Raw genomic sequence first — 15,154 nt, forward strand, 5'->3', positions numbered from 1 at the left:
GAACTCAAGCAATCATTGTCAGGTCAAAAAACTCGCAGTTGGGGCGTTGGCGGCTCCCACGCTACTTTTTCAATTCCGCGATATCTGGCGCGGTGTAACCCGACTTCCAGGATGGAACAAAGCTGGCAATCATGTGCTTCCGCGTCGCTGCCAGCAGCTTGCCGTCGGCAAATGCAACCGACCAGATCCCGCTGGGAACCTTGCCGATCTTTTCAAAGTTGCTTCCATCGCTTGTAGACATCGTACCATCCATCGATCCCACGGCTATCTGGGATGCGCCAGGATTGCAGTCGATCGCGGTGATCCAATCCGATGCCTGGCCCAACACGGTGGGTTCCGCTTCCCCATCGACTTCGATCCGCCGCAGCTTCCTGTCCGATCCGCCAGCAAACATTTGTTTGTCGTTTGCAGAGAAGCAAACCGCCCAAATCGGTGCTTCGCCACAGGCAACTTTCTTGACGGTTTCCAGTCCCGCCAGCTTCAGCAGGTGGACGCTTCCGGCGCCATCTCCCGCTGCCAACAACTTTCCGTCAGCCGAGAAAGCAAGCGAATAAATCTGCTGGCCACCCAGCTCGACACTTTGGATGACTTCCCCTTTTGCGACGTCGTAAACGAACACTTTGCCCGCTTCGTTAGCCGCCACCAAAACGCTGCCGTCGGGAGCAAAAGCCAAGGCCCGCGTCCAGCGTTCGAAGACAGCTTCTTTCATCGTCAACTGCTCGCCTTCAAAACGATAAATGCCGAGGTTGCCCTTGTAATCTGTGCTAGCAACCGACGCGCCGTCGGGAGCCACTGCGACTGCCCAGACGCTAGCGGGATGCGTGTAAAGCGTCTCGCTGCCGGTGAGATCGGCGGGGTTTACCGCCACGACATTTGCTTCCCGCAACAGTAGCCCATCAGCGGCAGCCGCACAGACGCGGCCGGCGTTCGTCGAAACCGCTGTCACCCAACGATGCGGCCAAGTCGGTTCCGACTTAGCCTCTGGCTTCGGTTCTGGCTTCGGTTCTGGCTTCGGTTCTGGCTTCGGTTCTGGCTTCGGTTCTGGCTTCGGTTCTGGCTTCGGTTCTGGCTTCGGTTCTGGCTTCGGTTCTGGCTTGGCTTCTGGCTTGGCTTCTGGCTTGGCTTCTGGCTTGGCTTCTGGCTTGGCTTCTGGCTTGGCTTCCGGTTTGGCTTCCGGTTTGGCTTCCGGTTTGGCTTCCGGTTTAGCTTCCGGTTTAGCTTCCGCGGCGGGGGGCTGTTCCTTGGCGGCAGGCTTTGTCGGTTCGTCGTCGGCGAACAACGGCGAGGCGAAGCTCAGCACGGCGGCGAGCGACAGGCTGGCGAACCAGTTGGTGCGGATCGTCTTGGCAAATGGATCTATCATGGGCAGGGAATCTCCAAAGTTGTCAATCAAGTTTTCGCATCGACCCGATTTTGGGGTTAGCTGGTGCCGGGCGATCGGGAAGGATCGCGTCGGGACTCGCCGATCGGGTCGGATAGCGGAGAGGTGGGCAGAACGAATTCGGTTTGGCGTTTTTGTAGCTGATGAGAGAGTCGGATTTGGGGAGGCTGCTATTTTATTAGGCGTGAGATCCGCAAGCGAGCGATGTTGTTTCCCTCGCTCGATTTGTGCTCAACTTGGCGATACTGCTTCGGTAGCGGCTGGAAATTCCACCGCCAGCCAGCAAACTATTTGCAGTAGCTGAGCGCCATCAAAGCGTAGGCGGTGACCAGGTTGCGGTCCCCTTCGAGCCAGCGTTCGTTTTCACGGTTGACCCACGCGCCATCCTCGGCTTGCAGCGACAGCAGCGTTTCGGAAAGCTCCTGACGCCAATCGTGCTTTTGTCCGCTGGCATCTTCGATCGTCTTCAACTGCGTTGCGTCAAGCGCCTTAGCGAAGGTGTGGTAATAATAGAACAGCCCGGCGTTTCCCATGCCTGGATTCTGTTGCAGCGAGTAGGTTTTGCGGATGAAATCCATCGCAGCCTTCACGCGTTGATCGTCTTTGCTGACGCCAGCGTAGAGCATGCTCTTCAGCCCCGCGTAGGTCATCGAACCATAACTGCGAAGGCCACCATCGGGTGTCTGCCCGGCTTGGCTCTGACCGCCCGCCGCCGAAGTGTAATAGAAACCGCCGTCGCCAACTTTTGCAGCGTGCGGAGTATCGTTGTACTCCGATTCGAGGTTCTGGCAGCGCGAGACAAACTTCAACGCTTTTTGGATCGCCGGATCCTCTTCGCCCACGCCGACGCTGCGCAACGCGTCGAGGAAGAACTGGGTGTTGGAGAGGTCGGGGCGAGCGTGTTTGCCATATCCCGCACCGCCATAGCCCGGGTCGGAAGATTCGATTCCCTCTCCTTCGTCCCACTGGATTCCTCGCAGGAACGCTTCGGCTCGCTTCAGTCGCTGATCATATCGATGATCGCTGTTGGCCAACGCCAGCGCCTGCATCGCCAAGCTGGTTTCATAGTTCCGGTAGAGCGAGTCGTTGACGTAGATGCCGCCGGTATCTTGGAAGTGCTGCTCGAGAAACTTCAGCGATTTAACGATCGATGGGGAGGTCGCCATCGCCGGCCGATTCTGCAAAACCGCTGTGATGCATAAACTCGTCACACCCGTTCCAGTCTGCGGACTGTAGGCCCCGGTGTCGGATGCCGCCCCACGCGTCAGGAAATCGATGCCTCGCGCGATCGCTGCGTCGGTTTCCTGTTGCCGGTCGGCTGCGATGCTAGGAAGCGTCAATAAGGCAGCAAAACAACATAGCAACGGTCGTAGCATGAGAATCTTCCTGGGATCAACTTTTGTGGCTGTCTCGGTTCATTCGGCTCAAGAATTCGTCCGATGCTTCATTCTAGCAGCAAATGTTGAGGAAGTTAATCAATCGTCGATAGTTCGACGGGGCTATTAAGTGTTTGTGTTTCGCCGAATTCGCCGGTCTGCAGCAGCGTCCGGTTGTCCAAAGGAGCCGGAAGCTCGCGCGTTCCGGCAGGTGCCTTACATTAAATCAATGATTTGCCAAGGTTAGATCGACAGTTCGCCGGAACTGTCGCCAAAGCGCAAAGTGACGCCAATCCCTGTTCCAAACTAATGCGAGGGGGCCGAGAGCACGATGGGCAGCAGACCTGAACAACGGCCATTGGGGGATTCCCATCGCGTGGACAATCCCCATCCTGAGTTCCGCATGGCGCGGCCCCCTACGGCGGGGAAACCGCAAGCGGATGGGGATAACGACGATCGACTTCCCCATCCCTTGGAAGCTTTGCTGCCGAACCATTTGCACGAATTAATCGGCAAGCTGCAGGCATGGAGCGACGTGTTGGATCGTCGCGAAGCCGAACTGAACTCCCGCGTCGCGTTGTTCGAGCACCGCCAGCGGACCTATCGGATGCGAGAGCAATCGCAGTCGTTCGTGTTGGAGGAGCAGGAGCGCTCGTTGCAACGCCAGCATCAGGCGTTGCGAGATGATCTGCGGCGTTTGGCTGTCGGAAACATTCAAGTGCCGATGTGATCAAACGCGCCACCGCGCGATCGCGCTGGCGAGGGCTCGTTCGGGAAGGCCAGCTCGTCGTCGGCTGAGATGTCTTCGACCAGGCCTGCGATTAGAACAGGTCTTGCATCTGCCGAGTGAAGCTCTTCTTCTGTTCATCGACTTCCTTGCCGTCCAGGTAGGCAACCCAAACTTGAGGATCGTCGCCGAGATCCTTGCCGGTGCATTGTCCCAGCGATTCGACGCAGGCGACACGGACCGCTGGATTGCGTGATCGCAAACTGGCTTTCAAAGCCTGTGCTGCTTCGGGCGATCGATGTTTGCCGACCGCCGCAATCGCTGCCATCTGGACATCTTCGTTCGATTCGCTGCCGATCGTGGTTGCTAACAACTGGGTTGAGCGGGATTCGTCGCGAGTGCCTAACACGTCGCAGACCGCCATCCGGACCTTGATGCTTTCATCGGTCATCTGCGTTTCACACAGATCGATCACGCGCGAATTGCGGCAACCCGCCAACGCGCGGATCGCGTGGGTCCGCATCTCTGGATTTTTGTCGTTTTCCAAAATCGCTTCGATGTGCTTCAACCAGTATTCCTGATCGGCATCGGAGAGCGATGGCATCGACGCGACCAACCGCTGCAACTCCTCAAGGCGTTGCGCATCGGTGGGCCCAAGTTTTTCATCCTCGGCCCACTGCGATCGATAGACCGGGTTGATCGTCTTCAAGGCAAACAGTGGTCCATCGTGGCAACCTGCTAGCAAAGCGCAGGTCGCCAAGATCGCCAAAGGGGTCAATCTGTGCATTCAAAAACTCCTGAATTTCACTGCGTGTACCAAATGTGTCTGCCGTGAATCCAGGTCAATCGGAATCGGCTTGCCGCTGGCATTAGAACTTGTACAGCAGGGTCGCCGTATAGTCGATGTCTTGGGGTTCAAGGCCCAACGGTGTGCTGTCATATCGGTTCGTCGCGGCCAGTTTCAGGCTAAAATTTTCCGCATCATCCAACAAAATTTCCCAACCCGCATCGGTTACCACGCGGTAGTCGGAGAAATCTTCGAAGGCGGGGAAGTAATCCGCTTTGACATAAATCTTGTTTCGCTTGTTGACCTGTTGCTTTAGATCCAGGCCAAACAGCATTTCCGGTTTCCAGTCTTCATCGACCGAACCGATTTCTTGCGACGCACCGGCACCGACCCGGGTTACGAATGTGACGTCTTCGGTTTTCGCCAAAAAGTAGGAGAGACCACCGTTGACGTTCACACGGGCGTCAAACGCCTTGAACTCGTCGTACTCCAGTCCACTCTTGATGAACGCCGAAAAGTCGGATTGGGCGATCGTGCGATCCAAATCAAAGTTCGCCCGGGCGTTGTTCTGGGTATCGATACCGCCGCTGCTGGTTTTGCGGTAATTCAAGTTCACACCCAAGTTATACAGATCGCTCTTCCGCGCCAGATTGGCTCCTGCGGCGTAGCTGAGCGAGTTGGAATTGCCTTCGCTTCCGTTCAAACCAAACTCCACGCTGCTGTCCCAGCCATCGCGTGGAATCCAGACCCACGGATAGTGATACCAGCTGTATTCTTTTTCGAGTTCGTCCATTTGTTCCGGCAGCGGCGTCATGGTCGACATATCGAGCACGGTGCTGTCGGAATCGGGAGCTGGCGTGGGAACGGTTTCTTGGCTCGCCCCCGAACCAACGACGCTTGGCTCTTGAAGTATCGACGGGTCGTTCATCGGAACCGGCGGAGTGTAATTCTGGGCAGGAGCGGCCAAGTACTGCACTTGAGGATACAGATTCGGATCGCTCGCAGCCTGATAATAAGGGACCTGCGTTTGTTGAGCCGCCTGCACTGGCATCGAATACTGGCTGCCTGTCGGCGCGTTGGATTCGATCGACGGGTATTGGGTGGTTGGATTGACCGGTGGCAGGTAGGTCGGCGTGCTGCTGCCATAGGCCCCAGGTTGATATGCAGGGGGGGGCAACGCTTGGATTGTTGTCTGGGCCGAAGCATTCGATAACCAGTTCGTCAGCAAAATAAAGCCAACGAGAAGAAAACGTCTATGTGCGAGAGAAGGCATTCTCTGAACTCCGAAAGTTTTGTTCACCTGTTATCTGTGTTCGGAGCGTATAACAAACCGAGTTAACCGGAACAAAGAGCATTCTCGGAATGAGTCGGAAATTCTTTGTTTTTCCCCCAATCCGCGTCTTCACAACCGGCCAACGTGCCCTGGTATTTCGTGGTATCAGGGGGTGAAGTGCCCGCTCGGATGTACAGGCTCGACCGATCCTCACCGCTCCCAGCCGGTGTGCAATCAAATCCGCCGGCTGGGATCGCGTCGCGATGCTATCTATTGCGAATCCGAACTGGCGGTGACCGCTGGTTGGCGGTAGCTGTTCAGCTTTTTGGGGAGATCCGAGAACGCTGTCTTGCCTGCCATTGCCAGCAATAGCCCCAGGCCGATCAGACCAAAGACGATCGTGGCCGGGCGGTTAACGTGATCCCCCATCACGTCGCGGGAACTGGTTAACCACAGCAGCACGCCGGCGATCAATGGTGCCACGACGACGGTAACCGCTTGGGCGGCAATGATCGTCGGAGTGCGATCGAAGTCGAAGATCAGCACCGCCACGCCGACCGCCATGCCCAGCAGCAGCGAAGCCGCGGTCAGCAGGCGAGGTACCAGGTCGGTCGGGCGACTGCCCATGTTCAAGCCATCGGCAGCCATAAAACCACCGATCATCGCGTTGACCAAAAATGAGGAGTAGGCAGCGGAGAAGAGCCCGAAGCAGAAGATGATTTTTGCAGCCGGGCCAAACGTCGACTCCAATGCGATCGCGACATCGACGGGACTGTTGAGCGTGATATCGGCGCGTCCGGAAAGGCCAGCCGCCGCGGTCGACATCAACATCACCGTGATCAGGAACATGATCACCGAACCGATGCGAGCATCGACCATGCCGCTTTTGACTTCATCGATTCCCCAGCCCTTCTGTCGCACGAGATACGCCTGATAGAAGGCGGCCGCACTGATGAAGGTCGTTCCGATCAGCCCCAGAACCGGCAGCAGTTCGCCCGACTTGCCGAGCGTTGGCGTGACCAAGCCCTTGCCCATCGCAGCCAGGTCGGGACGGAGGCTGATCAAATTGATAGCGAACGAGATCAGCATCAAGCCGACCAACGCCATCATCACGCGTTCGAGCATCTTGTACATGTCTTTGAAGGCAAACAAAAACACGATCGCTAGTAGGTTGAAGACGATCACCATGCCGGCGACGACTGTTTTTGATTCGATGAACGCTTCAAAAGTCGCTGCGACACCGATGTTGTTGCCCGATTGAAACGCCGTCGCGATGAAGAAGACGCTCAACCCCACGAGGACCGACAACCAACGACCTGCTTTGGCGGCGATCAAATCGCAGGGAGCAGCGGAGCCGACGGCCCCGAGTTTCGCCCCGAGGGTCATGTACAACATCATGAAGGCAACCGACACCACGACGACCCACAGCATCGAATACTGTTCCGACGCGCCGACTTTCGAACTGGTCACAAGACTGCCCGGGCCGATCACGACACAGGCGGTGATCAATCCGGGACCGATCCGGCGATACCAAGGTTGGTGCGAGGGCTGATCGTTCATCGGCGAGCCTTTTCTTTTTTGCGGTGGGATGGAGCGGTGGGAATTTGGGGGCGGGGTCCCAGTGTGAGCGAAACCGGAAACCTCTGCAACGGTCGGGGTTCCGAGGTTTTGCGTTTCGGTGCAATTTGCCGTGCCCCACTTGTGTGCCCGCGGCGCTTCCCTCCGATACACGCGGTTGCGGACCGCTCCAACGATGCGGACGCAAGGGAGGCTCGCCAGCCGATGCGAATTTAAAACCGACGCAATGCCCCGCCGCGATGGAAGATTGACGCAGCCAATGCTGGCAACCAAAATGCGACCGATCGAATATGCTGACCTCGTTGCTCACAGAACATAAACCATCAAGGAAGCCCGATGCTCCGTATTGCTTTATCCCTTTCCCTGTTGCTCGCTTGCGGTCTGATTATGGCGGATGAACCCTATCAAGCTCGAACCATTTCGTTGCCTGCGGTTCCAGGCGAAGAGGGTAGCAAAAGCGAATCGTATTCGTATCGTTTGCTGTCCCCGCAAACGATCGAACCGGGCAAGACCTATCCGTTGGTGCTCTTCTTGCACGGCGCGGGAGAGCGCGGCGATGACAACACCCGCCAGTTGAAGTATTTGCCCGAGTTGTTGGCGACGCCGGCCAATCGCGAAAAGTACCCATGTTTCGTGCTCGCTCCCCAATGCCCTACGGGGAAGCAATGGGTCGATGTGCCGTGGGGCGATCGCACGTCGACGCCGTTGCCCGAGCAACCATCGCGTCCGATGCAGGCGGTGATCGCGATGTTGCAGCAAACGATGCAGGATCAGCCTGTCGATCGATCACGAGTCTATTTGACGGGGCTATCGATGGGCGGCTACGGTTCGTGGGATCTTGCGGCGCGTCAGCCCGAATGGTTCGCTGCGGCGATCATCGTCTGTGGTGGCGGCGATGAACATCAAGCGACGCGGCTGAAACCGTTGCCAATCTGGGCCTTCCACGGCGGTGCCGATACCGTTGTGCCAACGCAGCGTTCGCGCTCGATGGTTCAAGCGATTCACGATGCCGGTGGTACGCAGATCGAATATTCCGAATTGCCAGGCGTTGGTCATAACAGTTGGACTCACGCGTACTCACCCTCCGCCGGAGCGCTCGATTGGATGTTTGCGCAAGTGCGCAAGCCGATCGCGGGCGATGCCAAAGAGGAGTAGAGCCCGTTCGCCGGCTACTGCTGGCGGGCTCCCATCTGGGCAACGAATTCGAAGGCCTTCGCTGGCGGGACCTATTCGCTACAGTCCGCTTGCTGCGGTCATCGCATCACGGTTTGCATTGTCGTTGGACGGCGCGGGGCCACGCATCGGCAGCTCGATCACAAACGTTGTGCCGTGTCCCTCTTGGACATCAAAGGTGAGCTTGCCACCGTGTTTTTGCACGACCACGGTGTGGGCGATCGCCAACCCCTGGCCGGTTCCCTTGCCGACTTCTTTGGTCGTGAAAAACGGATCGAAGACGCGTCCGCGAATGTGTTCGGGGATGCCACCGCCATCGTCGCTGATCTCAACTTTGACAGATTCGTTTTGCAGTGAGGAACGGATGGTGATTTTTCCCAGCCCCTTGCTGCCACCCGCCGTGCGGTCGGAAATCGCATGCGCTGCGTTGATGATCAAATTAAGGAATACCTGATTCAATTCTCCTGGATAGCCTCTGACCGGTTCGAGATTGGGGGCTAGGTCGGTTTCGATTTTTGCGACATATTTCCATTCGTTCGTCGAGACGGCCATCGTTGTCTCCAACGCTCGATTGATATCGACCGCCGATGTCTCCTCAATACCCGGATGGGACAATTCTTTCATCGCTCGCACGATTCGGGAGACGTGTTCGACGCCATCGATCGAATCGGTAAGGGCCTGCGGGATCTGAGTGTAAAGATTATGCAGGCTCAACGATTTCGCCTTTTGTTTCAACTCGGACACCAATGCGGGACTCACCGCCAATTGTTCGGCAACGTCCAATAGATCGCTGGACGACTGCAGATACCCCATCAATTTGTCAAACTTGGCGTTTAGATAATCGAGGTTGTCGCCTAGATACTGCATCGGCGTATTGATCTCGTGCGCGACGCCAGCGGCCAATTGCCCCACCGATTCGAGTTTCAGGGAATTGTGCAGTTGCTGTTCCAGGATCCGATGTTCGGTCACGTCGGTTCCGAGAATCAGGGTTCCTCGGCGCTTCCCCGCCTCGAGAACGGGATAGCTGGAAAAGCAGACGATTCGTAGAGTTCCCAGAGCGTTGGAAAAACTGGTTTCCAAATGCGTGGCCGTTTCTTGTTGTCGACTGTGGACGAGATCGCCGACCAGGACAGGATTCTCCCATTGGATCGGCAGTGACGCCAAGGGCTGACCGATCGCGTCGACCGCATCGATTCCAAAGATCGCGACAGCATTTTCATTCCAGCGTTGCACCGTTCCATCGGCGTCGGTTCCCACCATCAACGAATCGATGGCCGCCAACAGTTGCTCCGATTCTTGTTGGGCTTCACGCAGGTGACGCGTCCGTTCGGCAACGGTCCGTTCGAGGCTTTCTCGCTTGATCGATGCAGCGTCGATCAGACGTCGCTTTTCGATCAGGGCGACAACCATCTGCATCACTTCCGCATTGTCGAACGGTTTCTTCAGAATCAACAAGCGATCCGAAAGCCCTAGACGCTTGGAGATATCCGACCAGGTGTTGTCGGAATAGGCGCTGCAAATCACAACTTGTAGATTGGAATCGGCCTTCCAAAGGTTTTCAATCGTGGTGAGACCGTCCCAGCCCGGCGGCATTCGCATGTCGCAAAACGCCAACGTGTAGGGACGCCCGGCGGCATTGGCGTCGCGGACTTTGCGATATCCTTCTTCGCCTTGGTAGGCGGAATCGAGTTGGACATCCAATTTGTCGTTTGCGACCGGCGCTTCTGCTTCCTCGCCGAAAAATGCCGATGCGGCGTCCCATAATTCCTGCTTGTCTGCATCGGAGACGAGGATCTTTTGGAAGTCGTCGTGAATCGCTGGATTGTCATCGATGACAAGGATGCGTGGTTTGTTGTTTTCGATGCTATTCATGGGAGTTCCTTTGAATGGATCGGCGATATGACGCGATCTGGAATGCGATTGGTAATGCGTATCGCTTGGCCTTCATGAGTTGTTCTACATGTTGAACAGCGGACACGATGGAGGGGACACAATGGACAGCGAATCAATTGCTTGTTGTGGAGCCGGATGGTTGATCTTCGAACTCCGCCCATGCAATGGCAGTTTCAGGGTGAAGGTCGCACCCCGTCCGACTCCCTCGCTGTGAACCGACATGCTGCCCCCCATTTCCCTCGCCGAATTGGCACAGGAATGAAGTCCAAATCCATGTCCGGTTGTTTTGGTTGTGAATCCGTGTCGGAAGATGTTTTTGAGATTCTCTTTCGAGATTCCGATGCCGTTGTCATGCACCTCCAGCCGCACATGTTCCCCTTCGGTTCGGGCGGTTAAGCGGATGATCTTCTCGCTGGCATCCGACTTGTCCACGGCCTGTTTGGCGTTCTTGATCAGGTTGATCATGATTTGAAGGACCTCGTGCTTGCGGACTTCGATGTTGGGCACGTCTTCGAATTCGCGGACTAATTCGACACCATGTCGCGTCAAACTGGCGTCGTTGATCTTTGCCGCGTCTTCGATCAATTCGATCGGGTCGACCGACTCGGTGTCACCGCTCTTTTTGGCGAACGATTGCTGCATCGAAACGATCTCCTTGATGTGTTCGACGCTCTTGGTCAACGCCTGGATCTCGTTGCGTTGGGCGTCGCGTTCGTTGTGAAAGCTGGTCGCCAGTTGTTTCAGCAAGGTGGGAAAGTACTTGCCCCGTTTATCGTTGGTCAGGAAATTTCCCAGGTCCGCTTCGTTCTCCGCGATCACGTCCGCCGCTTTCATTAGATGCTCGACGGGACTGGCATTGATCCGGTCGCGAATCAAATTAGTCGAAACGTTGACGCTGTTGAGCACGTTGCCAACGTTGTGCAGGACTCCGGTGGCGACCTCGGCCATGCCAGCCTGACGAGCGGTGTTTTGCAGTTCATCGGCCAATTGTTCTCGCTCTCGCTCGGCTTGTTTCCGCGCCGTGATGTCGCGAACAAAACAGCAGGCGTATTCAATCCCACCAAAAGCGCTGTAGTTGATCGTGACCTCAACCGGGAACGTCGTGCCATCCTTTTGCCGGTGTCGGCTCTCCAATACCATCGCGTTGCGTTCTTTCAGTTGGGCCCAAAATTCGGGCCACTTCTCGTTTGGCAGGCCTGGGTCGAAATCGGATATCGCAATCTGCAGCAGTTCCTCACGAGCGTAGCCCAGGCGTTTACAACTGCTTTCATTGGCATCGATAATCCGGCCCGTGCTTTCACAGACCAACATGGCATCCTGCGCGAAGTCGAGTCCCTCGCGAAGCATCCGTTGATTGAGGTCGCGTTTCCATTGTTGGGTGATATCCAGTACGGTGATCACGGCGCCTTGCTGGCCATCGGAGGTCAGCGGGATGGCGTTGATCGAAACCAGCACATCTTTGTCTTTCCGCCGCACCAACAATTCTTCATTGCGAACCTGTTCGCCTTGTAGCGCGCGGACCATCGGCAATTCGATCAACGGAATCATTTCGTAGGTGATCGGATCGACGATCTCCACCGCCTGGAACTGTTCCAACATCGATTTCGATTTCAGCCAATGTTCACCAAAAATCTCTTCTGCGGCGGGGTTAAAGCTGACGATGTCGCCCAGTTGATTGACTGAGACGATGCCGGCTGCGACACTTTCTAAGACGGCATCAAGCGTCTGTTTTTGCATCTTCAAATTGGTGGTCACCGCTGCCAGGCGGGCTTCGGATTCCTTGCGTCCGGTGATCTCGCTTTCGATGGCGATATAGCGGACAAGCTCACCGTTCTCTTTATGAATCGGCCGCGCTCCGATCGCTACCCAGTACGGTTCACCCGTCTTGCGATAGTGGAGGATCTCGACATCGAATCCCTTTTTCTGACCTACCCGTTGGTTGATTTGTTCGATCGTTTGCGGATCGGTCTTTTCGCCATACAGGATATGGCCGGGAATCTTGCCTTTCACGTCGTCAAACGAATGTCCGGAGGCCCGCTCAAAACCATCGTTCACCCATTCGATTCGGCCTTCGGCGTCGGTGATCACCACGGTGTTGTCGGTGTATTTTGCAACCAACGAGAGGAGTTCTAGATGTTCGGAAGTTTCCAGTAATTCTCGCTCGGCTGTCACTCGTTCAGTGATGTCTAAATGCGTGACCACCGCAGCACCGGCTTGGTGATTGCGCAGCGGGGTCACGTTGACCTGGTACCAATACTTTTGAGTTTCCGAATCGCATTCATAGACCGGGACATGTTGTGCATCGCGTCCGTTGATGACCGCATCGATTGCGTCGGCAACTTGGTTGGCGCCGGGGTTGAGACCATCCTCCACACGGCGACGACATTGCTGAGGGTAATTGCTGCCAACGTCCAGATCTTGAGCGTTTTGGTTGCGAGAAAACTCACTCCAAGATGCGTTGGTTTCGACGATCTGGCCGGAAGCATCTAAGACGCAGATCGGCGAATCGATCGCATCGAGGACGCTCTGGAAGAACTCTTGAGAACGCTGGAGATCAGCGTGCTGGTCGTCGCGACGCTGTTGCAGTACTTTGTTGATAACGTTCAGTTCGTGAGCGTTTTTCCAAAGCGCTGTCGCTTGCGTGATGCAGTATCCCAATAGCACCATGATCGCGACGATCCATGCTGCATGGTAACGATTCTGGGTGGTCAACCGACTTTGGTAGATCTTCTTGGCTTGGTCCATTACATCCAGAGTCAACGTCCGCACCGGGAGATCCACCAGACGCAAAACCGTCTCGTCGAGAAGTTGACGCAGTTCGAGCAATTTCAAGCCATGCCGAATTGCCCAGTCGATCTTCGGGAATGTCTGCCCTTCTGCCGAAGCTAACAATTCGCCTTCCAGCATCTCGATTGCATCGTTGAATTGTTTGCGGTCGGTCGAGTTGCCGGACAATGAGAATCGATATCCCGCCGTTTCTAGATTGGCCAATCCCAATTGGATGTTTCTCGGTAAGTTGGGATTTCGTTTGGCCAATTGGATGTTCCGTTGCAACGCGGCGCTCGAATTTCGAACGATGGCATGCGTCGACTTGAACTCGTGGGAAAGCACGATCTTCTGTTGGACCATCTCGTTGAGATCTCGGATGCGATAGTGCAGGCGAGGTGTTACGACCCAACGCGCTTCGAGCTTGCGGAGACCATCCGAAACGCTGCGGTGGAGTGCTTGTTCGCAGTAGGTCAGTTGGTCGTAGTCTTGGCGGATGCCTAGACGCAGCGAAAGGACTGATGAGTCGAGGTCGACGTTGAGTTGTTTGGTCACACGCAACTCTTTTTCCAACAGTGCATAGTCTCTGCTGACGCGGTCGACCGAACCAAAATACAGGCCGACGATTACGATGCTCGTGAACGCCATAAACAGAAGATTGGGGATTGCGCGTTTCATTCCCATTCCTTTCTGATTTGGCCGGTCAAACTCTTGAGGAACTCTTCGATCAACATCGTTTCATTTTCATCCACGTGAGTTCCCAATTGATGTACTGCCATGACCTCGATCGCTTCGCGAAGGGTCTCCGTCTTGCCATGATGGAAATACGGGCCGGTCAGTTCGACGTTTCGCAGTGTGGGGACTTTGAATCGATGCAGGTCGGATTTGCGTTGGGTCACGTTGTAGCGGCCTTTGTGGACGCTTGCGTTTGCATCGTCGTTGGAGAAGTAATCTTCCATGACGCCAAACTTCTGAAACATATTGCCCCCCACCGCGTTTCCTTGATGACACGCGATGCATCCCAGTTCTTTGAATAACATGTACCCCTGAGTCGCTGTTTCGGAAAGCGCTGATCGATCGCCCTGCAGATATCGATCGAACGGCGAGTTCACCGTGATCAGAGACTTTTCGAATGTCGCGATCGCGTTGACGAGCGACGCTTCGACAATCCCGCTTGGGTATTCTTTCGTGAACGCCAATTCGAAGCGTTTGTCCTGTTGCAATTTGAAGATCACATCGGGCCAATTCGTCGCCATCTCGATCGGATTGTGGATCGGTCCGGAAACCTGTTGTTCCAGCGTAGCCACGCGACCGTCCCAAAATTGAGCCAAAGAAAGGCTGCTGTTGAAAACCGTGGGGGTGTTCAGCAAGCCTACTTGGCCGTTGTATCCGACGGCTGTTTCCAAGCCATCGCCACCTCCTTTGCCGATCTCGTGACACGTGGCGCAGGAGATCGAATTGTCTGCAGATAAGCGTTTGTCGTGGAACAATTGTCGTCCCAATTCGACCTTGCCCGCAGGCAGGTTGGCGTTGGCTCGCAATGGTGTGATCGGTTCGGAAGGTAACGGGTTGGTGACCGTTTGCATCGTTATCGGTGTCGCCAGAACGATCGAATCCAACTCGGGCGAGTTGCAACCGGCTTGGCTGATGTGGAGCGCGATCCATATCAACGAGATCGTCGTGGTCAACGAATTGCGCCCGCGATCGGCTGGTACCGCTCGGTTTGCCGCCGTCTCTGTGGGCTGGATGTCGGTTCCCGGAACCAACCATCGCGGATGACGGAATATTGAACTGTAACTCGTCTTCATTCGATTGCCTGAATCGGTGGACTCGCTGCAAGCGTTGGGCCCCGTGAGAGGAAGCCGATGTCCAACCTTGCACGCGTCGAGGTTGGACGTTCGCGGATACGCCAAATATGCAGCGGGGGGGACACGTTTCCCCAATCGTTGTGTTGCTAAACTTTAGCACGAAATATCGCTTGGCAAGTAAAACTTGGTATTTGGTCGAGCGTCTTCGTTGAAGCACGAATTTGTTGGCTCAAGAATGAGCGAGAGTGGCGGCGTGTGACTGTTCGGGTGAACAGTGGCGACGCGTGCGACGGCCGCAGAAGCGATGGGAGGGGCAGGTTATGCGAATCGGACGAGCGGATGATCCGATGGGGGCGGCGCGATGGCGACTGGTTTGACGCCGTAGGCTCGTG

General features: G+C 55.9%; 10 protein-coding genes. 2 read left to right on the forward strand and 8 right to left on the reverse strand.

Annotated features, from left to right (window positions below; all coding sequences use genetic code 11):
* Positions 1-61 precede the first annotated feature (61 nt).
* The gene (locus EC9_RS07125; RefSeq protein ID WP_145343593.1) at positions 62-1,363 is read right to left on the reverse strand and encodes a WD40 repeat domain-containing protein; all 1,302 of its coding nucleotides are present in this window, start codon (positions 1,361-1,363) and stop codon (positions 62-64) included.
* Between the two features lie 305 nt (positions 1,364-1,668).
* Entirely contained in the window at positions 1,669-2,757 is a 1,089-nt protein-coding gene (locus EC9_RS07130; RefSeq protein ID WP_145343595.1) for a prenyltransferase/squalene oxidase repeat-containing protein, read from the reverse strand.
* Between the two features lie 403 nt (positions 2,758-3,160).
* Here EC9_RS07130 and EC9_RS07135 point away from each other — a divergent pair, with 403 nt between their 5' ends.
* Positions 3,161-3,487, forward strand: coding sequence for a hypothetical protein (locus EC9_RS07135; RefSeq protein WP_145343597.1), 327 nt, complete (start codon positions 3,161-3,163; stop codon positions 3,485-3,487).
* A gap of 91 nt (positions 3,488-3,578) precedes the next feature.
* Here the strand turns inward: EC9_RS07135 and EC9_RS07140 are convergent, their stop codons facing one another.
* The 3 genes from EC9_RS07140 to EC9_RS07150 form a co-directional block, all read right to left on the reverse strand.
* Positions 3,579-4,271: a HEAT repeat domain-containing protein gene (locus EC9_RS07140; RefSeq protein WP_145343599.1), complete on the reverse strand. Its 693-nt coding sequence runs from the start codon at positions 4,269-4,271 to the stop codon at positions 3,579-3,581.
* An 82-nt stretch (positions 4,272-4,353) separates the two neighbouring features.
* Positions 4,354-5,448 (reverse strand): DUF481 domain-containing protein, encoded by a 1,095-nt coding sequence (locus tag EC9_RS07145; RefSeq protein ID WP_218934651.1) that lies wholly within the window; start codon positions 5,446-5,448, stop codon positions 4,354-4,356.
* 366 nt (positions 5,449-5,814) lie between these two features.
* Positions 5,815-7,104, reverse strand: a complete 1,290-nt coding sequence (locus EC9_RS07150; RefSeq protein ID WP_145343603.1) for an Nramp family divalent metal transporter — start codon at positions 7,102-7,104, stop codon at positions 5,815-5,817.
* Positions 7,105-7,458: 354 nt separating this feature from the next.
* Here EC9_RS07150 and EC9_RS07155 point away from each other — a divergent pair, with 354 nt between their 5' ends.
* Complete coding sequence (locus EC9_RS07155; RefSeq protein WP_246105999.1) at positions 7,459-8,277, forward strand: carboxylesterase family protein; 819 nt, start codon at positions 7,459-7,461, stop codon at positions 8,275-8,277.
* 78 nt (positions 8,278-8,355) lie between these two features.
* Here the strand turns inward: EC9_RS07155 and EC9_RS07160 are convergent, their stop codons facing one another.
* The 3 genes from EC9_RS07160 to EC9_RS07170 form a co-directional block, all read right to left on the reverse strand.
* Positions 8,356-10,167 (reverse strand): hybrid sensor histidine kinase/response regulator, encoded by a 1,812-nt coding sequence (locus tag EC9_RS07160; RefSeq protein ID WP_145343605.1) that lies wholly within the window; start codon positions 10,165-10,167, stop codon positions 8,356-8,358.
* A gap of 84 nt (positions 10,168-10,251) precedes the next feature.
* A complete protein-coding gene (locus EC9_RS07165) occupies positions 10,252-13,632 on the reverse strand; it encodes a PAS domain S-box protein (RefSeq protein ID WP_218934652.1) in 3,381 nt (1,126 codons plus the stop codon).
* Positions 13,629-14,762, reverse strand: a complete 1,134-nt coding sequence (locus tag EC9_RS07170) for a cytochrome-c peroxidase (protein WP_145343609.1) — start codon at positions 14,760-14,762, stop codon at positions 13,629-13,631. The genes EC9_RS07165 and EC9_RS07170 overlap by 4 nt, the downstream gene beginning before the upstream one ends.
* Positions 14,763-15,154 lie beyond the last annotated feature (392 nt).

It is taken from the genome of Rosistilla ulvae, from assembly GCF_007741475.1.
Lineage (GTDB): Bacteria > Planctomycetota > Planctomycetia > Pirellulales > Pirellulaceae > Rosistilla > Rosistilla ulvae.

Coding starts and splice junctions, on each gene's coding strand:
- EC9_RS07125 (WP_145343593.1), bottom strand. CDS start 1,363: ATGATAGATCCATTTGCCAAGACGATCCGCACCAACTGGTTCGCCAGC.
- EC9_RS07130 (WP_145343595.1), bottom strand. CDS start 2,757: ATGCTACGACCGTTGCTATGTTGTTTTGCTGCCTTATTGACGCTTCCT.
- EC9_RS07135 (WP_145343597.1), top strand. CDS start 3,161: ATGGCGCGGCCCCCTACGGCGGGGAAACCGCAAGCGGATGGGGATAAC.
- EC9_RS07140 (WP_145343599.1), bottom strand. CDS start 4,271: ATGCACAGATTGACCCCTTTGGCGATCTTGGCGACCTGCGCTTTGCTA.
- EC9_RS07150 (WP_145343603.1), bottom strand. CDS start 7,104: ATGAACGATCAGCCCTCGCACCAACCTTGGTATCGCCGGATCGGTCCC.
- EC9_RS07155 (WP_246105999.1), top strand. CDS start 7,459: ATGCTCCGTATTGCTTTATCCCTTTCCCTGTTGCTCGCTTGCGGTCTG.
- EC9_RS07160 (WP_145343605.1), bottom strand. CDS start 10,167: ATGAATAGCATCGAAAACAACAAACCACGCATCCTTGTCATCGATGAC.
- EC9_RS07165 (WP_218934652.1), bottom strand. CDS start 13,632: ATGAAACGCGCAATCCCCAATCTTCTGTTTATGGCGTTCACGAGCATC.
- EC9_RS07170 (WP_145343609.1), bottom strand. CDS start 14,762: ATGAAGACGAGTTACAGTTCAATATTCCGTCATCCGCGATGGTTGGTT.